Below are 25,925 nucleotides of genomic sequence, written 5' to 3' on the forward strand. Positions count from 1 at the left end.
GAAAGATTATTCAGGCATTTCTGTTAGCAGATTGATTTGTGGGAGCTGAATATTTATTTATAAGTTAACTATATTACCCGCCTGTAATATATGTTTTTTGTCTCTTGCAACAAACCTTATCAGCTGTATAGCCTGTTTTAAAAGAGATTATATATTCTATGATTTATTTTTGACGACAGTTGCCATTACACAATATCTTGGGTAGACTCCCCATCTACTTCTGATTTTAAAGTATTCTGAGACCAAGAATGTCTTTGCTTTTCCAATCTTTAAATTTACCTGATATTTCAAAATAAGTTCTATACTCACTCATCAATAGGGAAGGATAGATACCCCAAATTTGCATAATTCCAATGTTTTGTAATGGTTTATTTTTTGAAGTAGAAAGTATAATAATTATTTGCACCGCTGATCACTTGCCCATTTACTTGGTACGATTTAATAAAATTTATACAACCAATTTTATCCATTGAAAGACCGGTCCTGATACTCCGATATTCTTCGGTGATTTCTGTTATAAGATATTGTCTGTTCACTTTTGGTAATTCAATTTTATAGTCATATTTACTTAAGAAGCCATTGTCTAGACCGAACGAATAGCTTACCTGCAATGTATCATTGTATCTGCAATAGTTGCTATTAGTCTGATTAATAGAAAACGATTCGATGAGGATTGTAAAGTTTGAAGCCTTTTCGTATTTTTTAACGAGAATTGTATCGGTTTCATCTACAGGAAAAGAAATGAATGCAATATTTGTAACTGCTTCGGTGCAAGGATATTCTTTACATCCAAAGAGAATGGCACACACTGCTAAAAAGGCGGTTGAAAAATGCTTCATGAATTAGTGATTATTGTTTGAGACATCTGTATTGTTAGATTCTTTTTGTGTCTATCCATTTGTTGGTTGTAAATAGCTCTGCTGATTTTTTGAAGAGTTCAGCCGTATTTTCTAGAACCTTTGGCCACCCTACAGATGCGGGATAAAAATCATAGTGGTCATAATGGTTATTGGTTAATAGGACGGCTAAATCTTCAAAACTTATATTGTTATCTGCATCAGAGTAGGGGCGTAGCTCGTCGTCTATAAGCCGTCTTATTTCTGCGTGAAAATAGCTTTGGTTGCCTTCTAATTCAACTTGTATAAATTGGTTTCTTAAAACTCTTACATACCTATCTCCGCCGGTAATTGAATAGCTTTCCATCACCATTTTCAACCCATACTCTTTTGTCAGAAAATGAAAGTAGCGGGTAAAGTCAGCTGATGTCTTTTTGGTATTTTCTGTTGTTTGTGGCATCTTTTTAGGGCTTACGGCAGGGACTTTATAGAGATTGTCACTTGTGGTTCGTTCACCCATAACCTGTTCAGACCTATTCCGGCTTTAGTTTCGTGATGGTAAAGCCGGTGTTGAAATTAGGATATAATATTGAAGATGGTATGTCCTACCTGAACCGCAGATTGGATTTTTAATTGGCTAAAGTACTCTTATTGTACGCAAGTTGCATAAACCCTAATGTTGTATGCTGCTAATTTGTGTTATGAAATAGAATTCCAACTAATTTTCCAATCCCTTTCCAATCACAATTATTTACTGTATATATCTTGCTCAATTTATCTATTGAAAGTGTGTAAACGTCTACAGTTGTACAAATAAAATGTGAAGCAGAAACAGAGATTAGCTGTCTTTCGAAATTACGCACCGAGTCAATTTGATAGTCACCAAGTTTTATCTTCTTTAATGTGGTATTTACATTTTTATTTTCAATATTTCCTTTCATTTTAAAACATGCAAAGTAGCCGTTTGTTTCTTTTGAAATAACAAGACTAAGATTGCTTTGATGAAAGCAGCCGTTTGATTGAACATTTATAAAATAATCCTGTCCGAGTTTCAAGCTGTCAATACATAATATAGATGGTGATGAGTCAATTTTGTTAGCTGTATTCAATAGTGTGAAATTACTTTGATGGTTTGGCTTCTGGACGTGCTGTAAAAAACTCTTGTTAATACCAAACAGAAAAAAGGGTATAACAATTTTCAAAAAATTTATGTTTAGTGAATAGTGCATAGTGGCGAATCGCCTTCCAGTTTTTTTTGTGTTGATGTTCTATATTACTTTAGCCCGCAACTCTGGTTTATCAAAGATTGAGAGTTGAAGGTATAAACTAAAACCGGCATTTTAGAATATTGATTCTTAGCGGCACTCCGCCAATCGTTCAAAAATCTCGGCACTTTCAATGTCTTTAAAAGCCAGTATTATTTCATCCTGTTTTTTATAAGTAAAACTACCATCAAAATTCTCGTTTATATTACCAGTTATCAATATTAAATGTTGTGAGTTAAACTGTAAATGTATCTTATACACGTAGCCATGGTCAACACCAACTGATACAACTTTTACATTTGAGTTTACCTTCAACTCTTCGAGTGTTCTGTCAACTCCGGCGGTGTTTTTATCTGCCCAAAATGTATCGAGACCAATATTCGTTTGCGACGTGAATAATCTATAAGTAGAATCTTCTGTATCAAGCTGAATTTGGATAGTGTAGAGAAAATGAAAAGGGATTGAAGATAAATCGAACTTCGGTTCTCTATCAATATCAAACAAAATCGTTTTCACCAGTCGATTTTCAATAGCAGAAACGAATGTTGAAATATTTTCTCTATAAGGTCTTACGTCATCCATATATTTATTTTGTGGCTAACCGCTGAAGCTTTACGTTCGTGACGGTTTCAGGGAACCTCAGCCAGCCCGGTATAAAGATGATTAGAATTACTGACGATCAGGTTTAAGCATCTGCAAGCATGACGCAAAAACCGGTGTAAGCTGCTGTCAGGCTCAATTGTGCCATAGGTAAATTTTGTATTCTACCTCCCAAGTGTCACTACTTTTCTTCAAAACGGCTAACGCGCCATGTCCATTTAAGCCGTTTCTTTTAACCCAATAACATACAATCGCGGTAGTATTGCCCAAATAATAATTGATTCTTGAAAACGAGAAAATACCAGCCGCATTAGGGTATCTCTCATAAAATGCAATCCAATCTTGTTGAATATGCTTTTGTCTAATAGGAAATCTTTTAACAACTAAAGTATTATGTTCGTGGCTAAAATTATTGTTTATTACAACCTTTTCATTATTACTTCCATAGAAGTTCGCAAGCAACTTTGTCAAGCTACTATCTATAACCGTTGGTCTCTGCCCGTTTCTGTTCTCTGTCCACATGTATACCTGCTGCCTATCACTTAAATTTGATGAATTAAGTTGTTGAATTGTTACTCTTGTTTGAACACTCTTTTCCAAACTATCAATACCATTTCTCAAAATAACGGCCAAACTACTGCTGTCTCTTATCTCTGTTCGAATAATGCTACCATAAATGACATAGTCCTCTGCTCCCAGTTGTCCGAATGAACATACCGCTATAAGAAGAGGTATTATTCCCAATATATATGCCTTAGACATGCAGGTCATAAATTTGTAGCAAGTCCCTTGATGTATGCTGCCTTTCTCTATAATTTTTTGTAAAGGCTTACAATTTCTTTGAACTTGTCAAAGTTTTTAGGATAGGTTGTATTTGTTGCTGTAAAGTCTATCCAGACATACGATGTACTGGTCTCTGTAATTATATAGCAACAGTCATAAATTTTGTTTCCTCTAAGTAATTGTACTTTGTAAGCGTTACCTAAATATTTAAAGTCTGTCAACTCTTTTTTAAGAAGCATTTTATGTTGAGAACTCCATTTTGGCGATTGTCCCATACTATAATCTTTAACTACCCAATTTTCAAAGTCTGATAAACTTTTGAAGTCGTCTTTTTTGAAGTTTTTAAAAAGTAAAGCATTTTCTATTGAGTCAACTGCTGGAAATGTTCCTCCAAATAAATTTAGAGGTGTCTCCCTAATATGCCACCACTTTGGAATTGTTATTTGAAAACCGTAAGTTGAATCTATGTGTATTATTGAATCTCTACCTGAAAATTGTTCAAGTTCAATCAAGTAAGCTGGTAAGTTTATATGCTTAACATTGTCCTCAGGTCGTGTTTGAGAAAAGCAAGCATTAGTCGCAATTAAGAATGACAAAATTAATAAGGGCCTTGTCATAAATATGTATTGTTAAATGATGAATTGATACTGCATGTTTCTTTAAGGATGCATACAACGAACAAGTGTTGCCGATGGCAGGGAATTTTTGCACTAAAGTTTATTAGAATTACTACTGTTGAACCTTACACAAATGCCCAATAGAAGCAGTTTAGCCCGCTTTTGGCAATACCTTGTTATGGGCAGTACTTCTTGCCATTCGTTATCAGAACAATGAAGTTTGAGTTTCAATCTTCGGGTGAAAAGTGCCGATAATCATAAACGGATTCTTACCGGTTAAATGATGAATTTGTGATGTTCCTAGAAATAAATGCAAATCTTTTGTTTTTGCAAAGTCGTCAAAGTATTTTTTCTTCACATCTTCAACTGCTTTTTCTTCGTTGCCTTCGTGTCGAGAAAGACAATTCCAATAAAGTTGCCCTATTTCCCAATCTTCAATCATCATTTTGCTTTGTTTTCCATTGCAATCACGCAAAACATAAGAAAATTTATAAGGTAGCTTTCTAACAACTTCAAACAAATCTTCATCTTCTTGAGCAAATAAATTACTGCTTCTGTCTTGTTTTAGTTTTTCGAGTTTCGTTTTATCCCATTCCCTTTCTACTTGCTCAATAGTGAAATCGACAATTTCTGTTGGCTTAAAGACAGCAAGAGAAGTCATTATTTCCCGATTTTTGGCTTCTGCAATAAGTTCTTCAATATCAGCATAGATTTTGTTTTTAAACACAATTTCTTTGCGTAGCAACCAATTGCTTCTTGTGTCTAAATGGTCTAAAATCTTAATTTCCGTATCATAAGAAACAGGTCTAAAACTTTCTTTTCTAAAATCGCTTGTGTTTTTCACAAGGTCAATTTCTATCCAATCGTATTTTTTGTATTGTTCCTCAAATGATTTTTTACGGAATTGAATAGGATAAATTCTAATCCAACTTCCGTCTTCAAGAAAACCTGCCGTACAAACTAATTCATCATATTTGCTTGAAATTGCAGGGTAGGTTTTTACCGTGATTAAAACTTTTGTCTTTGCCATTTTAAATATGTGTTACTTCGTATTCAAAATCAGGCAGGTTCTCAATGGCTTCCGCTAAATGTTTGCGATGGCATTGGCATATATTCGCTTCAAAACAAGTTAAAGCAATGCGTTTTCTTTCTTTCAGCAAGTTTAAAATTTTCTCTTGCGAAGATCTTGTTTTCGTCAAGTTGTTTTCGCAATAAACAGCAAATAATTTATCATAATCGTCTTGTGTATTTAATTCTTGTCGTTGTTCGGATTGTATACCAACTTCAGGGTAATGTGCATACTCAATTCCCAAACTGTTGCAATAGCGTTTTAATTGATTTTTGCTAAATCCATATTTCATACTTAACGGATTGTTACGAACATCAACTAAAACTTTTACATCATTTTTAAGCAAACGATTTAAGTATTCCTCTAACGAAATACCTTCGTAGCCAATAGTAAACAAAACAGTTTTGTTGTTTTTTGGACGACTGCTATTTACTTTATCAAGTTGTTCTGTCGTTAAAATTTCCTTTGCTTTTATACTGTTTATAGCCGTGTATGGAAAGTTTAAATAAGTGTGCTTCATCAAAGCATCAGCATTCATTTTTCCGTATTGGTCTTTTACATACAACATCAACTTTTTATCGTCAGATTTTAGTGTGTTGAAATAATTTGTTGTTTCGTTACAAGTAAAATGGCTTGTTGTTTCGCTCAACATTCCTTTTTTTACCATAGCCGTTAAGTCTGCATTAGCGGAATACGAATAACAACCGTATTTATATGGAATAAAATCGTATTCGGGTTTAGCCTGATGTTTTGTAAAAAGGTAAAGCAATTTTTGTAGGCTGATTTTATCAATCGTTCCTTCAAAAATTTGCAACAAGGCTAATATAACTTTTCGTCTATAAAACATTCGGTAAAGGTAGTAAATTTGACTTGACTTGCTATGGCATTTAGTTAAATTTCATCATTTGTCCAAGTTTTTGTTTGTCTGATGGGTGTTGCGTGGGTATTGCCCGTAGCTTTCGGGCCTTGCTGCGGTCGTGGTGTAGGCGTACCCAAGCTTTGGCAGTTGAAAGTGTCTTTGTGAGTATGATGACTTTTTAAATGAAGCCCGACGTTTGAGTATTTGCGAAGGCAGGGAATTCATTGATTGTCCTTCGCGGCATCTCGCCCAAGGCGAGACCCATTTGAAAATTTGTTGTTGAATTTAAGAACTAAAGCTGAACATTGAAAGTCAATCCCGAGCCACTGCTGATGCTTGCACATAGCTGATGTTACAATGTCCAGCCCTGCTTTTGCAACTACTTTTGTTGGCAGCAGTATTTTTATTTTCGCTCAATTTTTACTAATCCTTGTCGTGTCGCTAAATATAAATTCCCCTTGTCATCAAAAGTCATAGTAGAAATGTAGGATGTTGGAATATCAGAATTTTCATTGTGATAGTTTTCCCAACCATCTTTTAAGTTATATCTAACTAAACCGGCTCTGTCAGTCGAAATCCAAAGAACTTTTTCATTTTTGTCATATAGAACGCAATTTGTGTGATTAAATGGCATTCCTGAATTGTCTGTTGTAAATTGTTTGAATGTTCCGTCTGTGTAGCGAATTGCAATACCCTCATCATTGTTTACTTTACCTTTTTCTTTTCTGTCGAACTCGTAAAGAGTAAAGTAAAGATTTCCGTTTTCGTCTTCATCCATTGAAGTAATACACTTTCCTTTCAAAACAGTTTTTTTTGTATTTTCAAAATTTGTTACTTGATTGCTTTCATCAATCACTGCTGTTCCACTAAACGTGCCGATCCAAATTCTGTTTTTTGAATCTCTTTTTGCAAACGTTACTCTATTTGAGGGCAAGTCTTTGAGTTTGCTTTTATTTAGGTTAGTCCATTTTCCGTCTTTATATATAGTCAAGCCCTCGTCAGAGCAGAAGAATAGTTCATTTGTTTTTGGGTTATTAATAATTTCATATGCTCCATCAATTCCTATCTCGGTTGAGTCATACTTTGTCCATTTTGTATTGTCAAAACTATAAATATTGTTTTTTCCGTAAACCCATTTCACATCATTGTTGTCTGACGCTAATGCGTAGTAGGCGAAATATTTGCCCTTGTCTGTGATGTTTTGTTCGGCATTTTTAAATTCTTTACCGTCAAAGGTCACTAAACCTTCATCTACAGTAAGCCAGATAAATCCGCTTTTGTCTATTGCAATATTGTCATTCATATTGTTAGGAAGATTTGAGTTATTAGAGTTCCAAACGGTTATTTTGTAATTTTTTAAATTTTCATTTTTGTAAACATAGGATTTATTGAAAATTTCTGGACTTCTCGGATTGTCGAACGAATTTTTGAAAGCGGTCATATCAACCCGTTCAATCTGCCCGGAAATTTTATTGTCGTTGATTACGAAAATTAAATTCATAGAAGATTTTTCTTCTTTCTTTCCGCTTGTTACTGCAGGTGTCCATTTTTTGAACTTGTTAAGTTCTTCAATGATTTTCAATGTAATTGGATTGTTTGATTGGTCAGTATGACTTAAGACACAAGCCAGACCTTTTGCATCAACAAGTACTTGAAATTTTACAGCACCTTTTATTCCTTGTAAGTTTAATTCCTTGTTTAGTTTGTCTTGTAGTTTTAAAAACTCGGTTTCGTCATACCCTGCCTTTATATCTCCGCAATCAAGGCAAAATCTTTCAGTTATACAGTTGTCTAATTTTACAGGAAATAAGTTTTGTGCAGTTAAGTTCGATGCAAATGCAATCAGTAAAATAAAAATCGATTTTTTCATTAGTTATGTTAGTTTTTGAAGGGTCGCTTCAATATTGTGGCGAACGGTCAGGGCTTTGCGCTGCTGGGGAAATGTTGCTGTGTCCGCCCCGGCTTGCAAATGCCGATTAATGATTTGAAGTTAATGATTAATTCTGAAGTTGAAGTTTAAGTGTCCGCCCGAACCACTGCTGCCCAGAGCTGGGAAAGTTGAAAGACACTGTTCGTCCGCCCCAGTATGCGCAAAACCCCATGTAAGCTGCAGTTTAGGTCAAGCCTGTCACTGCGATAAATTTATAACTGTTGTGTCCGCGGCTACCATTTATAAGACTTTTCCATTTTAACTTAATCTCACCGTCTTTTTTTATCCGTCCTCTATACTTTACAATTCCAGTCTTGCTTTTAGTTGAAAAAGATATTCTTCTGCCTTTAATCTCAAAGTCACCCTTACCGACTTGCTCAGCACTAATATTAAACCAATTTTTTAGGTCGTTTATACTTCCTTCACAGTCTGTACCAACATTAATTACTTTTCCGTCTGAATAAAATCTTAAATAATCTTGGGTTCTCTCGTCGTCACCTTTTTCTATATAACAGTCAGTTTGATAGTATCCGTCAAATTTCAATAAAGTTTTTTTTTCGCTTTGTCCAAAAGATAAAAGCGAAAAGAGTAGAGTTGGTAACAGGAATAAGGTTTTCATATGTCAGTTTAAAATGCTTTTTTATATCTGTCGCTATTATGGAATGTGCTTTATGAATTATGGAGTCTCTCAAAATTGCAGCTTACGGCCGGGGCTTTGCGTTCGTGGCGGTATTCAGGGATCCTCAGCCCAGCCCTGGTTTAAAGATGATTAGAATTACTGGCGATCAGGTTTAGGCGTCCGCCGCCATAACGCAAAACCCGGTGTTGGCTGCACATTTATTTCGAATGTCCCAATTCTGCACTAGTAGGATCCTTTTTATCCTTCCAATCTTCAAATTTTGCTACTAAGTCCAAATAAATACTATACTGACTCAACTTTAATGAAGGAAAAACGGAATTCAATGCGTCAATACGCTTTTCTGAAATTATATAGTTAACTGACTTGTTAATTGCTATAGGCAATTTTTCGGGTATCTGGCTTTTTCCTTTTAGACCTAGTCTATTTTGTTTGGAAATATATGATGTTAAAATAACAGACAATGTGTCTCCTGTAATGCTATACTTGCCTTCATATGTTTCCTTAAGCACAGTCTGATACATGCTTTTATAATCAGTGGAATAAATAATATATATAACGGTCGAATCATTCTTAAAATGTAGCAAGTAGTCAATCTCTTTCGTTCCGATATAATAACATGTTTGTTGATGTACGTAGTAAGTTCTGTAGGACATCGCTGACTGTCCGTAAACACTAGAAAAGCTTATAATCAATAGGTATAATATGTAGATTTTTCGACGCATATGTATTGCAGCTAACGGCCAGGGCTTGCTGCTGTGCTGGTATTCATTGAACGTCCAGCCCCGAACCGCTGATGATTGAAAATATGAAGATGAAGTTAACAACAAAAAGCTAAATAGAATTACGTCGGCTGGAACTGCTGCTGATAGCGAACAAAAAGATGAGAATATATTCGTCAGCCAGCATAGCAGCAAACCCCCTGTTAGCTGCATACCCTTCTCTGTCAGCAACAAGATTTGCCCAATTGAATAGGCGGACACTTTACTGTTCCGTAACTGCAATAAACACAACAGTCGCCTTCTTTTGGTTTAAGTCGTGTCTTACAATTTGAACACTCATAAAAATACTGACAAGCATCTGTTGGCATTGTTTCTTCTTGTCTGTGTCCACAAACGGGGCAAGTAATAACAGATTGAAGTATGATAGTTTTTTCCATTAGTTGTTGATTACAGATTGAGAAGTTACTTTATAACCAGTTTTATTAATGACGGATACAAGGCTATCAACGGAAGTTTTACTGTTGTCAAACTTTACAAGGCTGTTGCCCTTTTCGTAAGAAGTATTGAACTCAATCACTCCCGATGTTTTTGAAAGTTCGCTATTTATATGTTCTGTGCAGCCTTCGCAGGTCATACCTTTTATTTTAAATTCTGCTGTCTGTATGTTGCTTTTGTCAACAATAATAACCTTTGCTTCCTGTGGCTTTGGATAAAATACTTTTGCATAGTAAGGAAATGCAATTACCAGTCCTGCAAGCACTGTAACGATTGCTAAAAATGATTTTGATTGCCAAAATGATTTTTTGTTGTCTGCTTCACAGTCGCAGTCAACTTGTTTTTTTGGTTTTAATTTTTGATACCACGCAAACGCAAAAACGGCAACAGTCAAACCGATTAAATATGGACGAAAAGGTTCAATCCACGAAAACGAGGAAGCAAGTCCACTTGCACCACCTAAGAAAGCTAAAACTGGTGTTATGCAACAAAGCGAAGCAGCAACTGCTGCCAACAGACCTGCAACCCAACCTTTACTATTTTTTGTTTTCGTTGTCATACTGTCGCCAAATTTTGTTGATTAATAATTTTAAAAAACGGTCTTAAAGTTTTTAAATGTTCGCTGCGTAAAGAATAGAAAATAGTTTGCCCTACTTTTCTGGCTTCAATGATGTTTCCGTCTTTTAGTTTGCGTAGATGTTGCGATATAGCTGGAATGCTCATTCCTAAAATGTCGCTTAGGTCGCAAGGGCAAAGTTCATTTTCTTCTTCAAGTAGAAACATTATTTTTAGCCGCACTTCGTTGCCTGCCAAAGCAAGAACTTGCCCCAACTGCAAAAAAGATTTTGAGTTTGTCTTTAATTTTTCACGGCAACTTTTAATTTGTTCTATGTCCGCCTGTAACCGTATGCAAGTGTCGTTTGCCATTGTCAAATTTTTTTGTTGTGGCAAATGTAGGAAAGATTACTTATTTAAGCAAATACTTAAATACAAAATTGTCAGACAGGTTACAAAGCTGTTTTGAAGTGTCGAAAAAAATGTCCAATTAGTAAACGGGAAGTGTCCAACAGGGTTGCAGCTAACACGTAAATATATGAATCCCCACATAAAATTGTTATACAACTAAGTGTTTGATTCCTATATGGTTAGTGATATACAAAATTTATTGTTTGTTAGTACAATTCACCAGTCTATCTCGTTACTCTTCCACAAATCATCAAACGGACTAACAATGTTTACCAAGCTCTTTTTGCTTACATGTAAATACCGCTCCGTTGTTCTGATGTCAAAATGACCTAATAAATCCTTGATATACCGAATGTCTACACCTTTATCCAACAAATGAGTTGCAAAACTGTGCCGCAAACTGTGAATACCCACCGATTTGCTGATGCCCGCCTTCTGCTTTGCATTCGAAAACACTTGCTGAATAGTTCGAGTAGGGTAGGAGCTACCGGTCTGACTAGATTCAAACAAATACTTTCTAGGCTTCGGCTCACACTCTTGAATATAGCGACGTAAAATGTCTAACAAAACCGGACTTAAATTTACATACCGGTCTTTTTTACCCTTTGCATTCCGAATATGCATCTGCATTCGCTTGCTGTCAATATCCGATAGTTCTAATGCCACTACTTCGCTTACCCGCAATCCTGCCGAATAGGCTGTAAACAACATAGCCTTGTGCTTTTTATTCTGTAACGCATTGAACAAACGCGTTAACTCATCTTCGTTCAACAATTTAGGTAATTGTAATGGCTTTTTGGGTCGTGGAATCTCCCAAAAGAATTTCTCTCGTTTCAATACCTGCTCATAGTAAAACTTTAAAGCATTTATTCTACTATGCAATGTATTTTCCGATAGATTCAACTTCTCAAAACAATATTGGAGATATGCCTTGATCCGATCCGGCGTAAAACTTCGCGCATCACGATCTTTTATGGTTCCTAAAAATGCATGCAGCTCATTTAAGTAGGTGCGTATGGTAGAAGGACTGTAGGCCTTTAAAATCAAATGCTGACGCACATCTTCCAACACCTGCTTATTAACGTCGTAGATTCGATCTAACGTATAACCTGCACCCCTTTCCGTTTTCTCAGACAACTCCCTGCTCATTCCACCTGCCTTTCCCAATTGCTCCTCAATGATAATACACCCCGCTTCCTTTAACAAATGATGCAATCTTTGTAAGTTCGATTCGCTAAATCCTACATACCAACATTTATGAGTCTGACTCCACCTTGCACCCATTTTTTTCCGCAGCAATCCATTTAAACTACTATAGTTCTCAAAATAGATCCCAATGCATCTTGCACCCCGATGATCCATTACTTTAATGCGAACTTCTTTCACGTTTTTGCCCCGAAAGCTAGCTCGCCTATCTTACATACTCATGGTGTTTTCATCAATTTACAACCTGTTATTAACCATATATCAAACTTTAGTATTTGCTCTGTCCTCCGCTACGCTTCATAAATTTCTACTTCCTTCCTCCCTTTTTTTGCCACAGATACTCCAGATTACAACAGATTTCCACAGATTAGCCTCCAATATTCAATCAACCTGACAGCGATCAGGATTTACAAGATTAAAGGATTTACAGGATGGATAGTCTACCTCCTCACCCTCGTTTCCTCTTATCCTCCTTCCTGTATTCCCCCTGTTCTTTCTTGATCTCGCCGGCTGTTTCATTATTAATTATTACTTATTAATTATTAATTGCCCCGGCTGTTCAATTCTTAATTCTTACTTCTTAGTTCTTAATTAACTCCCCCTGTTCCTCCCCCTCTTCTTTCTTTGTATTTCCTCGTCTCCTCGTCTCCTCGTCTCCTCGCTTCCTCGCTTCCTCGTTCCTGTCTTCCCGCACTTCGTGCCTCTCAGTTACAACATTACATCATAACCTACTCATATTCAATTAGTAAGCCGATTTGAAGGAAAATGTGTTTTTGTAATTCAGACCGGCTAGGTATGTACACACCGGTCCCTGAAGAGAAGGTAAAGATCACTCCTCGGACTCGGTTTGTTCCCTAAATATACTTATTTACCTAATAACCACAAGGTCGTATACACGAGATTTTTTGATGGGGATTTGTTAATGTTTGGTAGGGGTGGGGTGGGTTCTTTTCGGTCAGGTATCAAGGTTGAGGCATTGGGCATTAGGCTTTAGGCTTTAGGCTTGGCGCAGCTGCGCTGCTGCTAAAGTCGCAAAGTTTCACGGAGGTAGAGAAGGGGCGCTAAGTGGGAATGACTTACTATTTGATAGGTTTATTTTTCCCTTAACCTCTATTTGTACTGTGTTTTCTTTACCGCGGCGTCCTTCGACTCAACTTTCGGTTGGCTCAGGAACCAGCGCAGCGAACGCAGCGGTTTCGCAGCGGAAGCAACGGATACACCACCACTACAACAAAAAAAAGACGGCCTCTCAGCCGTCTTACTCTTTCATATTTTTTATTCCCCAATCGCGCAGCGATCAAAACCTAACACCTAAAGCCTAACGCCTAACGCCTAACACCTAAAGCCTAACACCTAACGCCTAACACCTAATCAGTATTTCGCTGCTTTCCCCCCACTCGCACTCTTCCGAATAAACTCCCTCAAATCCTCATTGCTGCTTACCAAATCCTCTCTTCTCAAATACATCATATGACCGCTTCGGTAGCCCTTAAAGCTGATCCTGCTGGTCAACTTACCCGATGGATCGATCTGCCACATATTGTACTGCGCATTGAAATAGTCACAGGCACCGTCGTAATAACCCGATTGCACCATTACATGCAAATACGGATTCGAACGCATCGCCTTGCCCAAATTCTCTCCCGTAGTGTTGTTGCTGTTGTCCCAAGGGTGCACCGGACCAAACATATTGTACTTCAGATCCGTTTTGTACCCCAATTCCTCTCGTAAATACATATTAATGGGAGGAGTGAAGGAATGCAACCAACTGGTCAACTCCGAGTTGAAATCCGGACGATCACCCGCATCCTTCTTGTCAATGCCCTTATATCTTGAATCCAATCTACCCACCGTATAGCCCTCCGCTCTCAACAACTCTTTCCAGAACAATTGCGTGGATACATCAAAGTTGTTTTGCAATATTACTTCTTCCGATAGTCCCGAATAACGCGCCATCTTCTTCGCCAAATCCTTGCGCTCGGCATCAGTGATCAAACTGCCTTTATTGATGCCCACCAACAATTCTCCCATCGCAAATTTCTCTACCTCCGGTAGCATAGCCGTCAAATCCTTCGATTGCAAATCGGCCGGTAATTTCTTATGATACCAGGCCGTCGCCGCGAAATAAGGCCATCTCAGGGCGGTTGCTTGCTGCGGACTTCTCGTTAAACCTAAATCGGTAGGCGATACCAATACCACGCCGTTAAAATACATCCACTGACTTTCCTGCAATTCCAACGCCAATCCCGATACCCGCGTGGTTCCATAACTTTCACCAATCAAATACTTGGGAGAAGCCCATCTATTGTACCTGCTCATAAAAGTATTGATCCACTCCGCCAAATACTTCACATCGGCATTCACACCAAAGAAAGTAGAACGGGGCGTATTCTTGTCTACAATGCGCGAGAAACCCGTATTCACGGGATCTACATACACAATGTCGGCTACATCTAAAATGGAATTGGGATTGTCTTTGAATCCATAAGGTTGAATTGGATTGCCCTCGTCATCAATATTCAATACCACCGGTCCCGTATAAGCGATGTGCATCCACACCGATGCCGATCCCGGTCCACCGTTAAAACTCACCACAATAGGTCTTGTGGTTTTATCTTTTACATCCGTTCTTTCGTAATAAGTGAAAAACAATCCGGCAATGGTCTTACCATCTTCGTTCCACACCGGCATGGTACCGGTAGTTGCCTTATACGGCACTTTCTGCCCTTTAATGGTTACTTCATGTGCACTCACCACCACTGCATCCGGATTAAAATTCACATCCGGTCCTGCATTTTTTACTTCCTTAACCGGGGCTGGGGGAGTAGCCGGCGCCGACTTCGGCTGCGCCATCAAGCAATACGGACTTGCCACCGCAAGTACCATCAACAATTTTCTCATAAGTCTATTTTTGGTTGGAAAGGGAAGGTAATTAATAATTAAGAATTAATAATTAATAATGAAACAGCCGGGGTAATTAATAATTAATAAGTAATAATTAATAATTGAACAGCCGGCGAGATCAAGAAAGAACAGGAAGAAGAACAGGGGGAATACGGAAAGGAGGCTGAAAATTGCGAAGCGAGGCAGTTGTGGGAAGGGGAGAAGGAAAATAGAGTAAATACAGAGAGACTGCCAGCGCTGCGTTTCCGCTGCGACCGCTGCGCCGCTGCGGTAAAAAAACTATGATTTAGGAGCAAATAGCCGGCGATCAGACTGATTGAATATCAGAGGCTAATCTGTGTCAATCTGTATAATTTGAGCTATCTGTGGTCAAAAAAAGCCTAACACCCAAAGCCTAAAGCCTAACATCTTATCTGAAACTCGGACACAAACTCTGCCTCTTATCCCCATTATACTCACTATAAAACCCTCTCTTCATCAACGCAAACTCCAACGCACCTCTCGTATTATTAAACTGACTCAAGCTAGAAGTAGTAGCATCATACGTAAACGTCAACCGAACACCCTTCCATTCCAAACCCACCAAAGGAATAAACGCATCACCCGGACGCATATAGATCCCCGCTAAAAACTGATTCTCTCCACTATTTCCCAAATCAAACTGCGCAAAGCCCCCAATCACCATCTCACTCGCACCCGCTTGTCTACTATAATACCCCATCGGATTCACGATCACCGATTCACTCACTTTCACACTCGCATTCACAAACGCAGAATAACGCGGTTGCAATCTGCTATCAAAACCAACCGGATCAGTGGTGAAGAAACTTTCTCTGGGTCTGTTCAAATGCCACATCGAAACCCCTCCGTTGATGTACAATTTATCGTTGGGGAAGAAAGCATAGTTCAATCCCGCCTGTACATCCAAGTAGTTATTATTCGGTGCATCAATCACCACACTGGTAGGCAAAGTATTGTCGAAGAATTGACCGTCGAATTGGTCAGGGAATTTCAATTCAGAAGTGTTGATGCGCTTGTTCGACCAGCCCATATTCACACCAAAGCTCAACAAATGCGCTACGCCCAACATTTGGTGATAGGCTGTTGATAGGTATACTTTGGTAGAACTCAAACTTCCGCTTCCGGCCACATCGCGCATGATCACGCCACCAACGCCCAACCATCCACTTTCAATGCGATCGCGGAACAATTGCGCATCACCCCAAATACTCATGGTTTTATAGGGAATGCTCATGATCGAGCTCCATTGATTGCGGTAATTGGCACCAATTCTATAGTCTGCATCGGGGATAAAACCGGTATTCGCCGGATTCGTCACAAGTGGCGTATTGTACCATTGTGAGAAATGCAGATCCTGCGCTGTAGCTGAAACCGAACATACCATGCCCAGCACCCACATCATTCCAATGCGAGCACTCCAATTCTTGATCACACTTTTTATGTTCCGGTTATCGTTCATGCGCTTATAAATATACTGTTAAATGCCCTGAAAGGTTTGCCACTGAAACCCTATTTAGCAATCATTAACTAAGTTTTAATGTTGGTTCACCGCAGAGCTCGCCAAGCCCGCAAAGAATTCGCAAAGTTCTTTTTCTTGTTTTTTTACCGCGGCGTCGCAGCGCTGGCAATCCCCCCTGTATTTCCTCGTTTCCCGCAACGGCTTCGCCTGCGGGACTGCTTTTGCTTCGCAAAACCAGCCTCCTTCCTCGTCTGCCTCCCCCTGTTCTTCTTCCTGTTCTTTCTTGATCTCGCCGGCTGTTTAATTCTTAATTCTTAACTCTTAATTCTTAACTCTCTCCCCCTGTTCCTCCTCCTGTTCTTTCTCCTCGCTCCTCATCTCCTCGTTCCTCGCTCCTCTATCTAATCAACGTTATATCCCCCGTCTTCCTCGCCTTCGTTCCATCACTAAACTCCGCCTCCAACGTATACGCATACACGTCCATCGGTTGTGGCTTGCCGTTGAAGGTTCCGTCCCAACCAATCTTGCGATCGGTGGTGGAAAATACAACCTGACCCCAACGATTGTAAATCGTAAACTTCATCTTCACAATACCAAAACCACGAACACCAATTACGGAGTTGTTTCCAAATCGATTCGGTGTAAAGGCATTCGGTACATCTAACAAGGGTTTTACCAAGGCTTGTATCGGCTGACAAATAGTATCGGTACAACCAAATTGATTGTAAGCGATCAAACAAGCATTGTATGTTCCCGAAATATTGTATTGATGCAAGGTGGTATCTGCTGTATTTTTCAAGGTACTATCACCATCACCAAACAACCATTTATAACGTACCGCATTCTGCGATAGATTAGTGAAAATAGTAGGCGTGTTCAACACCGGGGTTACCGGCGTATAACTGAAATTAGCCGTAGGTATGGGGTTCACCGTTAACGTCACAATCAAACTATCCACCTGGTTACAGGTATTAGGGTCAGTGGCATACATCTTAACGGTATAGGTGCCTATATTGGCGTATAAGTGTGTTGGACTTATTTCGGTAGAAGTAGTGCCATCACCAAAATCCCAGAAGAAACTGGTTCCCGCCAAAGAGGTATTGTTGAATTGTGCATTGTAAGGCACACAACCATTCAAGTTGGTTTGGAACTGCGCATCCACATTGGAGGCAATACGCAAGTCAACACTCATTGAATCGGGTGCGTTACAATAATTGGTATCGGTTAAAATTAATTTTACTTTATAAGTTCCGGCCGATGGGAAGGCATGGGTTACAGAACCCGTTCCTGAACTAATGCGCGTGCCATCACCAAAGTCCCAAACAAATCCTTGACCCGTAAATGGCTTGCCCGGAGGTGCGGTCGATAAATTATCAAAGCGATAGGTGATCGATTCGCAAGGAGGCAATTTGGTATTGGTGAAGTTCAAATTCGCCTTATCATCTCTTACACGTACATGAATAAACGCGGTGTCTCGAATATTACAAGTATTCGAATCGACAGCAATCAATCGAATGGTATAGGTTCCGGTTGCTGTGAAAGTGTGCGAAATATCGGTATTGGTAGTTCGAATTGTACCACTACCATCACCAAAATCCCATTCGTAGCTTTTAGCGTTCTTTACTGTATCTCGGAAATTGATGGTCAGTGGTAAACAACCCACCGTATCTTGAACTCCATTTATAAAAGCTTTCGGTCCCGATGCCACACCTGCAAAATTGAAGGAGATCTTCACTGCAGCGAGGTTACATCCTCCCGAGGTATTCACGGGAGCAACTACACCGGGCGTTGTCGGAAAATTCACACCTCCACCACAGTTGGCACATATCGCTTGGTAAATCACCCCTTGGGCATCAAAGCGACTGGTTCCGCCGTCCACATGTTCTCCTTCACCTCCATCCTGACCAAAGAAACTTCCATACAATAGGGCGGAAGCATTTTTCTGAATTACGATGAAGTAGAAATCTTTATTATCGGTTGTTTTTTTAATTGCATCGGTTGTGGTAGGCATACCTGCTACACCTGCCATATCATATGGATCGGGTCGATTGTCGATCCATCCACCCCAACCGGAGATGTACACGTTTTCACAACGGTCTACCAGAAATGCTACGGGCGACATATTCGGCTTTGGCGCACCACTTCCAAACACCGTTGAATACACGAAAGCTGATAAATTCGGTTGAAGTTTGGCAACAAATTGCTTGCTATTGGCATTGCTATAAGTGGCATTCACAACCGGCCAGGTGCCACGTGTAATTCCCATTACATAGGGGAATCCCAATCGATCGAACTTGATTCCATAAATAATATCGAGGGCCGTTGTTCCCAAATACGTAGAGCGAATGATAGCAGAACCATTGTTTGCAATTTCTGCTACATAACCATCACTCAACCCACCGTTGAACGTACCTTGAAGTACGCCACCGGAAATGCCGGGAAAATTGCTACTAGCGGTTCCACCCGCAACAAAAATATTTTGTGTGGCCGGATTGATCTCCAGTACATAAGCACCATCATCACCTGTTCCTCCTAAATAACTACTCCAAATTACAGCATTACAATTGGGGTTAATTTTGAGTACAACACCATCTTGTAAACCACTTCTGGTTGTTTGAAAAGCACCCGCGGTAGTAGGGAAATTAGAAGAATTGGAATTGGCAGCCACATAAATATTGCCGCCGGCATCCAATACCACTTCGCTTCTACTTTCATCGCCATAGTTTTGACTTAAACTCTGAGGCACGTGATTCAGTGTAACGAAATTGTCGGAAATGTTTACTCCATCAGCACCGGAGCCACCAATTTTCAACGAGCCAATTAGCGCCGATCCTGTAGCATTCAATTTCGTAACAACAATATCGGCTCCGCCTCCGGTACCAACCTGCGCTACTGTAGTTGGATAATCGGAAGAATAACTTCTACCCAACACCACCAAATTCCCTTGAGGGTCTGCAAACAAACTATGAGGAAAATCATTTCCATTTCCACCTAAATAGGTCGCATACATGCGAGCCGTACCGGTAGGGTTAAATTTCATGATACCAATATCGGTTGGTAGGTTACTTCCTGCATTGCCTCCGCCAAAATCTTTCTGAAAAGCCCCGGGCGTTACCGGAAATCCTGCCGCAAAAATGAGACAACCTGCAAACAGGCCACCATCCGGTCCCGGAGTGGCAGTAAAACCATAGTTATTAGAACCACCGGTAAAAGTGGAAAAGATCAGTGTAGGATCAATGATCAATGTTTGTGTGGCATCGTAGGGTTTTATTTTGAAGCGAACCACGCTGTCTTGCACAATCTCATAATCACAGGTCACTTCTTTCTTGCCCACACCTGGAATAAACTGATAACTGTAGGGGTACAATTCTTTAATTTCTCCTACCGAAGTGCCAATGATCAATTCGCGCTTCTTAACACTCAATTTTGTAACACCCGCATATTCCATTTGAATGTCGGAAACCCTTCCTCCCGGATGTACAACAAAATCATATTTCAATCTACCGTTCTCTGCATAATAGCGAACGTCAATATTAGGATATACATTTGCGTAAGTAACAGCGCCAAATTGTGAAACATTACTGGCCCATTTCGAAGGGTCATTTCCCATGAAGTAGTTGCTGTATTCTTGCATCTTCTTTTCAGCACGCACAGGAATAGCTGCATTGGCTCCCAAAAAGCTTACTTTATAGGCATGAGAGTGAAGCGTGATCACTTCATTGATCGATGATTTCGGAGGTTCAACCAATTGAATGGGTTTCAATGGATCTCGGCCCACACCATGTGCAGTTTCACCGGGCATGTGCATCCGCTCTTGCAAACGGGTTAAATCGTATACATTGTGTTGAAGTACGGTGAATCCGTTGTTGTGTAAGTAGAACGCTCCGGCCGGAACATCACTCTGATACAAGATCTTTGAATCCCATTGACCTTTGTTCTCCACGAATTGAAAATTACCTGTTTGAGTCCAGGCAAACAGGGTAGGGAAGAGAAGCAAACCCAAAATCAGCAAATAGTTTTTCCAGCCCAAAGGATGTTTTTTACAAGTTAACGATAAAAGCACGGTTTTCCTATACGGCACCGGCTAGCGGCTTTACGATATTTTGCTCCAGGGAGTCTTTCCCTTTTGCTCCATCAGGTAGTTTTTTAACGGCAAATTTTCTGCCGAATCCAAAGAAGGATCGTTTTCAGCTACCTGTTCAGCCCATTTTTTTGCGAGGTCCAGCAGGGGCTTGTCATTGAGGATATTGGCTAATTTGTATTGATATTCGCCGCTTTGGCGTGTTCCTTCAATTTCACCGGGCCCTCTCAGCTCCATATCCTTCTCCGCAATCTTAAAGCCATCGCTGGTGGCGCACATGGTCTTTAACCGTTCTTTGGCATCATTGTTTAGTTTGGTGCCCGTTAATAAAATGCAAAAACTTTTCTCACTGCCTCTTCCTACCCGTCCACGCAGCTGATGCAACTGGCTCAACCCAAACTTTTCAGCACTTTCAATGATCATAACGCTGGCATTCGGCACATCTACTCCCACTTCAATTACGGTAGTGGCTACCATTATTTGCGTTTCTCCGTCTTTGAACCGTTTCATATTGGTTTCTCGCACGTCCAATGGCTGACGCCCATGTACCATGCTGATCCAATACTTCGGCTCCGGAAACCAAGCCTGCACATTCTCGTAGCCTCGCATCAAATTTTCATAATCCAATTTTTCCGATTCTTCGATCAATGGGAAGATGATGTACACTTGCCTTCCTTTCTCAATTTCCTCCTTCATAAATCCCATCACCTGATGCCTCGCGCTCTCATAACGATGTACGGTTAAAATTGGTTTACGGTTGGGAGGCAATTCATCGATCACGCTATAATCCAAATCACCGTAAGCTGTCATCGCCAATGTTCTTGGAATGGGCGTTGCGGTCATCACCAATACATGCGGAGGTATAGATGCTTTTCCCCACAATTTTGCACGCTGGGCTACACCAAATCGGTGTTGTTCATCAATAATGGCTATTCCGAGGTTCTTAAATTGAACAGGATCTTCCAATACCGCGTGGGTTCCAATGATCAGTTTCAATTTTCCTTCCGCTAAATCCTGCAATATTTTTTTGCGAGCAGTCCCTTTTACCGATCCGGTGAGCAATGCCACTTCAATGTCCATTTCTTTCAAAAGCCTGCTGATGTTCTGATAATGTTGTTGCGCGAGAATTTCAGTAGGCGCCATCAAACAGGCTTGGAATCCATTGTCAACGGCAATCAACATCACCAACAAGGCCACAATGGTTTTACCACTGCCCACATCTCCTTGTAACAATCGATTCATCTGTTTTCCCGTTCCGCAATCTTGCCGAATTTCTTTGATCACTCGTTTCTGCGCACCGGTTAGGGGGAAGGGCAGGTATTGATTGTAGAACGTATTAAAACAATCGCCTACTTTTTCAAACACCACTCCTTTGCTGTAGCGATGGCGTTGTGCCTTCATCAATCCCATTCTCAATTGCGCAATGAACAATTCGTCGAACTTGATTCGATTGAGGGCCGATTCAAAACTTTCCTGATTGGCAGGAAAATGAACCGCATTAATGGAGGCATATCTTGAGGGAAGATTCAATTCTTTTACGATGGACTCAGGCATGAACTCAGGTAGATCGCGTTCGCGCAATTGCATTAATAAGGCGTGTACCAATTTGGAGAAATTCTTGCCGCCTAGTCCGCGCGCTTTTAATTTTTCGGTAGAAGGGTAAACAGGTTCTAAGTAGGCCTTACCCTGACTGTTTTCGGCAACATAAGTTTCAATTTCAGGATGGGTGATTTGTGCTTGCCCCTGAAAGAATCCCACTTTACCGTAAATAAGATAGGTATTTCCAATCCCTAAAATTTTCTGGACATAATTGATTCCTTGAAACCAGGTTAGTTCCAAAGTTCCGGTGCCATCAGTAACTACGGCCACCAGTCGTTTTGCGCGATTGGTACCCACTACTTCATGGCTCACCAGTTTTCCCACCACTTGAATGTATTCGGTAGTGAGATGTATATCACAAATGCGATTGATGCGGGTTTTGTCGACATGTCGGTAAGGATAACATTCCAACAGGTCTTTAAATGTGAAGATAGAAAGCTCTTTTTTGAGCAAATCGGCCCTTTGGGGTCCCACCCCTTTTAAATATTCAATAGGCGTACTCAATATGTGCGATCCGGGAACGATGGTAATTTTTTGGCAAAGTTACGGAGAACCATGGTTGCAATGAAAAGCTGTTGGGGTGGTGGTGGGGATTTAGTTGTGGCGATAGGCTTTAGGCATTAGGTGGTTAGGCTTTAGTGAAAGTTCTAAGTTTTTAAGTTTTTGAGTTTTTTTGCTGCTTCGCAGCGACATTCGTTGCGCACCTTTGCGTGGTCCCTGAGCCAACCGAAGGTTGAGTCGAAGGGCTTCCTTACGTTGCGGTTGAGTAAACTGTTAGAAAATTTAAACGACAGGTAGTCAATTAGAGATTTCGTTTCTATTTCACCACAGATATCTCAGGTTAGTGCAGATTAACACAAATTAGCCTCCAATATTCAATCAACCTGACTGCCGGCTGTTTCATTGTTAATTATTACTTATTAATTATTAATTAACCCGGCTGTTTCATTATTAATTATTACTTATTAATTATTAATTATCTCAGTTCTTCTTCGCTCTCCTCATCATCGACAACAATATCAACGACGTTCTTCTCTTCGGGAAAACCGACAGTTTTTTATTGAAATGGGGTTTGGCGGTGATGCGTCTTGCTTTAGTAGCCATAACAGGAGTTTCGGTTGAGTTCAGTAATTTGTTCAAATCCATAAATAAGCAGTTGATCATTTCCGTTAGCCTGCTGTACGCTTCAACGCGTAGAAAGCAGGAGTGTCCATCATTCGTTGTACAGTATTCAATAAATCCAGTGGATTGAAGGGCTTCAGAAAGTATTCTTGAATGCCCATTTGCAGGCACCGCTTGGTTGTTTCAATTTTTGAATAATTGGAAAGAACCAAGAGGGGTATGTCTTTATAGCTACGATGGGTAATGAAATGTTCAATCAATTCCCAATCGGCCATATCTGTTTGTTGAGTAGAAACAATGATCAGGTCGGGCAATTTCTTTTTCGACAGCATGTAAAATGCCGAATGATGGTCCGGAGCGGTCACCACATTAAAATCGCCACCCAACACGCTTAATAGTAAAAAGCGGGTCGACTTTTGATCATCAATTACAAGAATATCTTTTTTCATCCTTCTACGGTTAGAATCATGGAATGAAAGGGTAGGAGATCGTAGAAGTCTTTAACAGGAATGGACAGAAATGTTCTCGCGAACCAAATTCATGTTTAAAGGGAAATGATCTAATTGAGAGGTGTTTCGAAGGATGTGAACAGCTTGATTGTCAGTGAGATAGACAAGAACTTCAAGCCTTATGCGGTAAAAGTAATATATAATTTCGAGAAATCCAATAGAGGGGGAAGAAGGAAATTTGTGAATTTGAGTATTAGTCAATGAGGGAATGAAACAGCCGGCGAGCTAATTGGTGAATTTGGGAATGAAATGCAGAGAAAGAAATTGGGGAAATACAGACGAATTGCCAGCGCTGCGAAACCGCTGCGTTCGCTGCGCCGCTGCGGTTCAAAAATGAACAATAAAACTGCTTGAATATCAGAGGCCAATCTGTGTCAATCTATACTAATCCGCGTTATCTGTGGTCAAAAAAGCCTAAAGCCCAAAGCCCAACCACCTAAGGCCTAAACACCTAAAGCCTAACCCCTATTTCGCCTTAAACGACAACGGAATATTCACCCCCGCCTTAATCACCGGCACCGCTCTTCCATAGCTATCTGTATACGGCGAATTTTCATTTCCCGAAACATCCCACAACACCGACATATAAAAGAATCCGGTATTGCTTTTTCTCAATCTACCACTACAATAACCAGCACCCACCAACACACTGTTCGCTTGATCGGTGGTTCGGATTGTAGTACCTGTATTGCCTGGTGGAAGGTATTTTTGAGTTAGCCAGTTATGCTCCACTTGACCCACCGCAAATAAAAACGGCAATGGATACACTCTCGCAAAGGCGCCCCCACCATAAAGGGTTTGTCTCAACCGATCATCGAAAACCGCATAATCCCGAATCGACGAATATTGAATATTCATGAGCAAACCCGCATCTGCAAATCCACCAAGTTTATAGCCCAACATTGGGCTCGCACCCACCAAGAACGTGTTATTAAAAAACGAGAGAGAAATACTTCCCCCGGTAAACAAATTATCCGGATTAAATCCACCCTTTTCCTCCGCTTCTTCCTGTGCAAATGCCCCACTCATCACCATCACTGCTACAGCTAACAAAAGGTATTTTTTCATTTTTTACTTCTTTTTGTGTCTTTCAATCAAATTTTATTCCAATACCAAGCACTAAGATATACAAACGTTAACAGGGTTTAAAGTAGTTTGTGAATTTTAAGAAAAAGTTCAGAAGCAATTAATAATTAATAAGTAATAATTAATAATGAAACAGCCGAGAGATCAGGAGCGAGGATAAGAGGAAGCGAGGAACGAGGATAAGCCAGCGCTGCGTAATCGCTGCGGCCGCTGCGCCGCTGCGGTGAAAAAAGAAAGCAATTAATAGTGTACCAGCACCGACAATCAGGCTGATTGAATATAAGAGGCTAATCTGTGTCAATCTGTAAAATCTGCGCTATCTGTGGTCAAAAAACCTAAAGCCTATGGCAACAAAACTCAAAAACTCAAAAACTTAAAACTTACAACTTTCACCAAAGCCTAACACCAATACTCCCAACCTCACTCACCACCACCACTCTCTCTTCCAACCTATCATACAACAATCCTTCTTCTTCTAATTTCTTCAAATGCGTCACCAGTCCATCATAAAACCCACCCGAGTTCAGCAAATAGATTTTTTTATCATGAATTTTCAACTGATTCCAGGTAAGCATTTCAAACATTTCATCCAAGGTCCCGAATCCGCCCGGAAGCACAATGGCCGCGTCGCCATGTTCGTATAGCAATCGCTTACGTTCATGCATATCCTTTACTACCAATAGTTCTTGTATACCCGTATGTTGATGTTCCCATTCCACCAATAATTCCGGAATAATGCCCATCACTTTTCCGCCATGTTTCAATACCGAATCGGCAATGGCGCCCATCAATCCCACTTTCCCGCCGCCATACACTAATTTAATGCCCTTCTCTGCCAACAATTTCCCCAACGCAATCGCCTCTTCCCTATAAACAGGATTCATCCCATTCTTCGATGCGCAAAACACTGTAACTGATTTCATATTCATTTCATTTTTTTCTTGCTGTTGCTACTGATGTGCGACCCCTCCAGGGTCGTTTACTCTGTACATGTTCATCGTTGCTACCAACATGCGACCCCTCCAGGGTCGTTTGCACTGTTTACGTTTATCGGTGCTACAGATATGCGACCACTACAAGGTCGTTCAAAACGCTCTGTCTGTCCGTAAAGCCGAGCGAGCGTCAGCTCGCGGAGCTCCTTGCAAGCGTAAGCTTGAAT

At 40.1% G+C, this 25,925-nt stretch carries 23 protein-coding genes; all 23 read right to left on the bottom strand.

All coding sequences use genetic code 11. The annotated features are described in order from the left end of the window. Nucleotides 1-368: 368 nt before the first annotated feature. Nucleotides 369-839 carry a hypothetical protein gene (locus tag ACQ2HE_RS12175; protein ID WP_430899082.1) on the bottom strand — a complete coding sequence of 157 codons (471 nt, stop codon included), beginning with the start codon at nucleotides 837-839 and terminating at the stop codon, nucleotides 369-371. Nucleotides 840-873: 34 nt separating this feature from the next. Next, the gene (locus ACQ2HE_RS12180; protein ID WP_430899080.1) at nucleotides 874-1,356 is read right to left on the bottom strand and encodes a hypothetical protein; all 483 of its coding nucleotides are present in this window, start codon (nucleotides 1,354-1,356) and stop codon (nucleotides 874-876) included. A 169-nt stretch (nucleotides 1,357-1,525) separates the two neighbouring features. Further along, nucleotides 1,526-1,945, bottom strand: coding sequence for a hypothetical protein (locus ACQ2HE_RS12185; RefSeq protein WP_430899078.1), 420 nt, complete (start codon nucleotides 1,943-1,945; stop codon nucleotides 1,526-1,528). A 246-nt stretch (nucleotides 1,946-2,191) separates the two neighbouring features. After that, nucleotides 2,192-2,683 carry a hypothetical protein gene (locus ACQ2HE_RS12190; protein WP_430899076.1) on the bottom strand — a complete coding sequence of 164 codons (492 nt, stop codon included), beginning with the start codon at nucleotides 2,681-2,683 and terminating at the stop codon, nucleotides 2,192-2,194. Between the two features lie 153 nt (nucleotides 2,684-2,836). After that, nucleotides 2,837-3,463, bottom strand: coding sequence for a hypothetical protein (locus tag ACQ2HE_RS12195; protein ID WP_430899074.1), 627 nt, complete (start codon nucleotides 3,461-3,463; stop codon nucleotides 2,837-2,839). 47 nt (nucleotides 3,464-3,510) lie between these two features. Next, the gene (locus tag ACQ2HE_RS12200) at nucleotides 3,511-4,101 is read right to left on the bottom strand and encodes a hypothetical protein (RefSeq protein ID WP_430899072.1); all 591 of its coding nucleotides are present in this window, start codon (nucleotides 4,099-4,101) and stop codon (nucleotides 3,511-3,513) included. Between the two features lie 205 nt (nucleotides 4,102-4,306). Further along, nucleotides 4,307-5,131, bottom strand: coding sequence for a hypothetical protein (locus tag ACQ2HE_RS12205; protein ID WP_430899070.1), 825 nt, complete (start codon nucleotides 5,129-5,131; stop codon nucleotides 4,307-4,309). A 1-nt stretch (nucleotide 5,132) separates the two neighbouring features. Next, the gene (locus tag ACQ2HE_RS12210; protein WP_430899068.1) at nucleotides 5,133-6,017 is read right to left on the bottom strand and encodes a DUF488 domain-containing protein; all 885 of its coding nucleotides are present in this window, start codon (nucleotides 6,015-6,017) and stop codon (nucleotides 5,133-5,135) included. 415 nt (nucleotides 6,018-6,432) lie between these two features. Further along, nucleotides 6,433-7,899, bottom strand: a complete 1,467-nt coding sequence (locus ACQ2HE_RS12215) for a ligand-binding sensor domain-containing protein (RefSeq protein WP_430899066.1) — start codon at nucleotides 7,897-7,899, stop codon at nucleotides 6,433-6,435. Between the two features lie 244 nt (nucleotides 7,900-8,143). Further along, nucleotides 8,144-8,578, bottom strand: coding sequence for a hypothetical protein (locus tag ACQ2HE_RS12220; RefSeq protein ID WP_430899064.1), 435 nt, complete (start codon nucleotides 8,576-8,578; stop codon nucleotides 8,144-8,146). Nucleotides 8,579-8,796: 218 nt separating this feature from the next. Then, entirely contained in the window at nucleotides 8,797-9,120 is a 324-nt protein-coding gene (locus ACQ2HE_RS12225; RefSeq protein WP_430899062.1) for a hypothetical protein, read from the bottom strand. 422 nt (nucleotides 9,121-9,542) lie between these two features. Then, entirely contained in the window at nucleotides 9,543-9,755 is a 213-nt protein-coding gene (locus ACQ2HE_RS12230) for a GDCCVxC domain-containing (seleno)protein (protein WP_430899060.1), read from the bottom strand. Continuing rightward, entirely contained in the window at nucleotides 9,755-10,372 is a 618-nt protein-coding gene (merTP, locus tag ACQ2HE_RS12235; protein WP_430899058.1) for a mercuric transport protein MerTP, read from the bottom strand. The genes ACQ2HE_RS12230 and merTP overlap by 1 nt, the downstream gene beginning before the upstream one ends. Beyond that, the gene (locus ACQ2HE_RS12240) at nucleotides 10,369-10,740 is read right to left on the bottom strand and encodes an ArsR/SmtB family transcription factor (protein ID WP_430899056.1); all 372 of its coding nucleotides are present in this window, start codon (nucleotides 10,738-10,740) and stop codon (nucleotides 10,369-10,371) included. The genes merTP and ACQ2HE_RS12240 overlap by 4 nt, the downstream gene beginning before the upstream one ends. A gap of 255 nt (nucleotides 10,741-10,995) precedes the next feature. After that, nucleotides 10,996-12,165: a tyrosine-type recombinase/integrase gene (locus ACQ2HE_RS12245; RefSeq protein ID WP_430899054.1), complete on the bottom strand. Its 1,170-nt coding sequence runs from the start codon at nucleotides 12,163-12,165 to the stop codon at nucleotides 10,996-10,998. A gap of 1,191 nt (nucleotides 12,166-13,356) precedes the next feature. After that, complete coding sequence (locus tag ACQ2HE_RS12250) at nucleotides 13,357-14,886, bottom strand: S10 family peptidase (protein ID WP_430899052.1); 1,530 nt, start codon at nucleotides 14,884-14,886, stop codon at nucleotides 13,357-13,359. Between the two features lie 412 nt (nucleotides 14,887-15,298). Next, nucleotides 15,299-16,369 (bottom strand): PorP/SprF family type IX secretion system membrane protein, encoded by a 1,071-nt coding sequence (locus ACQ2HE_RS12255; protein ID WP_430899050.1) that lies wholly within the window; start codon nucleotides 16,367-16,369, stop codon nucleotides 15,299-15,301. Between the two features lie 397 nt (nucleotides 16,370-16,766). Beyond that, entirely contained in the window at nucleotides 16,767-20,399 is a 3,633-nt protein-coding gene (locus ACQ2HE_RS12260; RefSeq protein ID WP_430902451.1) for a DUF7948 domain-containing protein, read from the bottom strand. A 63-nt stretch (nucleotides 20,400-20,462) separates the two neighbouring features. After that, nucleotides 20,463-22,553, bottom strand: a complete 2,091-nt coding sequence (gene recG, locus ACQ2HE_RS12265) for an ATP-dependent DNA helicase RecG (RefSeq protein WP_430899046.1) — start codon at nucleotides 22,551-22,553, stop codon at nucleotides 20,463-20,465. Between the two features lie 477 nt (nucleotides 22,554-23,030). Beyond that, nucleotides 23,031-23,195: a hypothetical protein gene (locus ACQ2HE_RS12270; protein WP_430899044.1), complete on the bottom strand. Its 165-nt coding sequence runs from the start codon at nucleotides 23,193-23,195 to the stop codon at nucleotides 23,031-23,033. Between the two features lie 23 nt (nucleotides 23,196-23,218). Further along, nucleotides 23,219-23,620 carry a response regulator gene (locus ACQ2HE_RS12275; protein ID WP_430899042.1) on the bottom strand — a complete coding sequence of 134 codons (402 nt, stop codon included), beginning with the start codon at nucleotides 23,618-23,620 and terminating at the stop codon, nucleotides 23,219-23,221. Between the two features lie 525 nt (nucleotides 23,621-24,145). Continuing rightward, a complete protein-coding gene (locus ACQ2HE_RS12280; RefSeq protein ID WP_430899040.1) occupies nucleotides 24,146-24,748 on the bottom strand; it encodes a hypothetical protein in 603 nt (200 codons plus the stop codon). 407 nt (nucleotides 24,749-25,155) lie between these two features. After that, complete coding sequence (locus ACQ2HE_RS12285; RefSeq protein WP_430899038.1) at nucleotides 25,156-25,689, bottom strand: LOG family protein; 534 nt, start codon at nucleotides 25,687-25,689, stop codon at nucleotides 25,156-25,158. Between the last annotated feature and the right edge of the window lie 236 nt (nucleotides 25,690-25,925).

This window comes from Endoryza foliicola, from assembly GCF_050589245.1.
GTDB lineage: Bacteria > Bacteroidota > Bacteroidia > Chitinophagales > Chitinophagaceae > Endoryza > Endoryza foliicola.

What these genes read in the sequence shown, in the direction of transcription:
- ACQ2HE_RS12275 (WP_430899042.1), bottom strand. Translation starts at nt 23,620, where the DNA reads ATGAAAAAAGATATTCTTGTAATTGATGATCAAAAGTCGACCCGCTTT.
- ACQ2HE_RS12190 (WP_430899076.1), bottom strand. Translation starts at nt 2,683, where the DNA reads ATGGATGACGTAAGACCTTATAGAGAAAATATTTCAACATTCGTTTCT.
- ACQ2HE_RS12285 (WP_430899038.1), bottom strand. Translation starts at nt 25,689, where the DNA reads ATGAAATCAGTTACAGTGTTTTGCGCATCGAAGAATGGGATGAATCCT.
- ACQ2HE_RS12280 (WP_430899040.1), bottom strand. Translation starts at nt 24,748, where the DNA reads ATGAAAAAATACCTTTTGTTAGCTGTAGCAGTGATGGTGATGAGTGGG.
- ACQ2HE_RS12195 (WP_430899074.1), bottom strand. Translation starts at nt 3,463, where the DNA reads ATGTCTAAGGCATATATATTGGGAATAATACCTCTTCTTATAGCGGTA.
- ACQ2HE_RS12220 (WP_430899064.1), bottom strand. Translation starts at nt 8,578, where the DNA reads ATGAAAACCTTATTCCTGTTACCAACTCTACTCTTTTCGCTTTTATCT.
- ACQ2HE_RS12250 (WP_430899052.1), bottom strand. Translation starts at nt 14,886, where the DNA reads ATGAGAAAATTGTTGATGGTACTTGCGGTGGCAAGTCCGTATTGCTTG.
- merTP (WP_430899058.1), bottom strand. Translation starts at nt 10,372, where the DNA reads ATGACAACGAAAACAAAAAATAGTAAAGGTTGGGTTGCAGGTCTGTTG.
- ACQ2HE_RS12200 (WP_430899072.1), bottom strand. Translation starts at nt 4,101, where the DNA reads ATGACAAGGCCCTTATTAATTTTGTCATTCTTAATTGCGACTAATGCT.
- ACQ2HE_RS12205 (WP_430899070.1), bottom strand. Translation starts at nt 5,131, where the DNA reads ATGGCAAAGACAAAAGTTTTAATCACGGTAAAAACCTACCCTGCAATT.
- ACQ2HE_RS12255 (WP_430899050.1), bottom strand. Translation starts at nt 16,369, where the DNA reads ATGAACGATAACCGGAACATAAAAAGTGTGATCAAGAATTGGAGTGCT.
- ACQ2HE_RS12175 (WP_430899082.1), bottom strand. Translation starts at nt 839, where the DNA reads ATGAAGCATTTTTCAACCGCCTTTTTAGCAGTGTGTGCCATTCTCTTT.
- ACQ2HE_RS12270 (WP_430899044.1), bottom strand. Translation starts at nt 23,195, where the DNA reads ATGGATTTGAACAAATTACTGAACTCAACCGAAACTCCTGTTATGGCT.
- ACQ2HE_RS12225 (WP_430899062.1), bottom strand. Translation starts at nt 9,120, where the DNA reads ATGTATCAGACTGTGCTTAAGGAAACATATGAAGGCAAGTATAGCATT.
- ACQ2HE_RS12180 (WP_430899080.1), bottom strand. Translation starts at nt 1,356, where the DNA reads ATGGGTGAACGAACCACAAGTGACAATCTCTATAAAGTCCCTGCCGTA.
- ACQ2HE_RS12215 (WP_430899066.1), bottom strand. Translation starts at nt 7,899, where the DNA reads ATGAAAAAATCGATTTTTATTTTACTGATTGCATTTGCATCGAACTTA.
- ACQ2HE_RS12210 (WP_430899068.1), bottom strand. Translation starts at nt 6,017, where the DNA reads ATGTTTTATAGACGAAAAGTTATATTAGCCTTGTTGCAAATTTTTGAA.
- ACQ2HE_RS12230 (WP_430899060.1), bottom strand. Translation starts at nt 9,755, where the DNA reads ATGGAAAAAACTATCATACTTCAATCTGTTATTACTTGCCCCGTTTGT.
- ACQ2HE_RS12240 (WP_430899056.1), bottom strand. Translation starts at nt 10,740, where the DNA reads ATGGCAAACGACACTTGCATACGGTTACAGGCGGACATAGAACAAATT.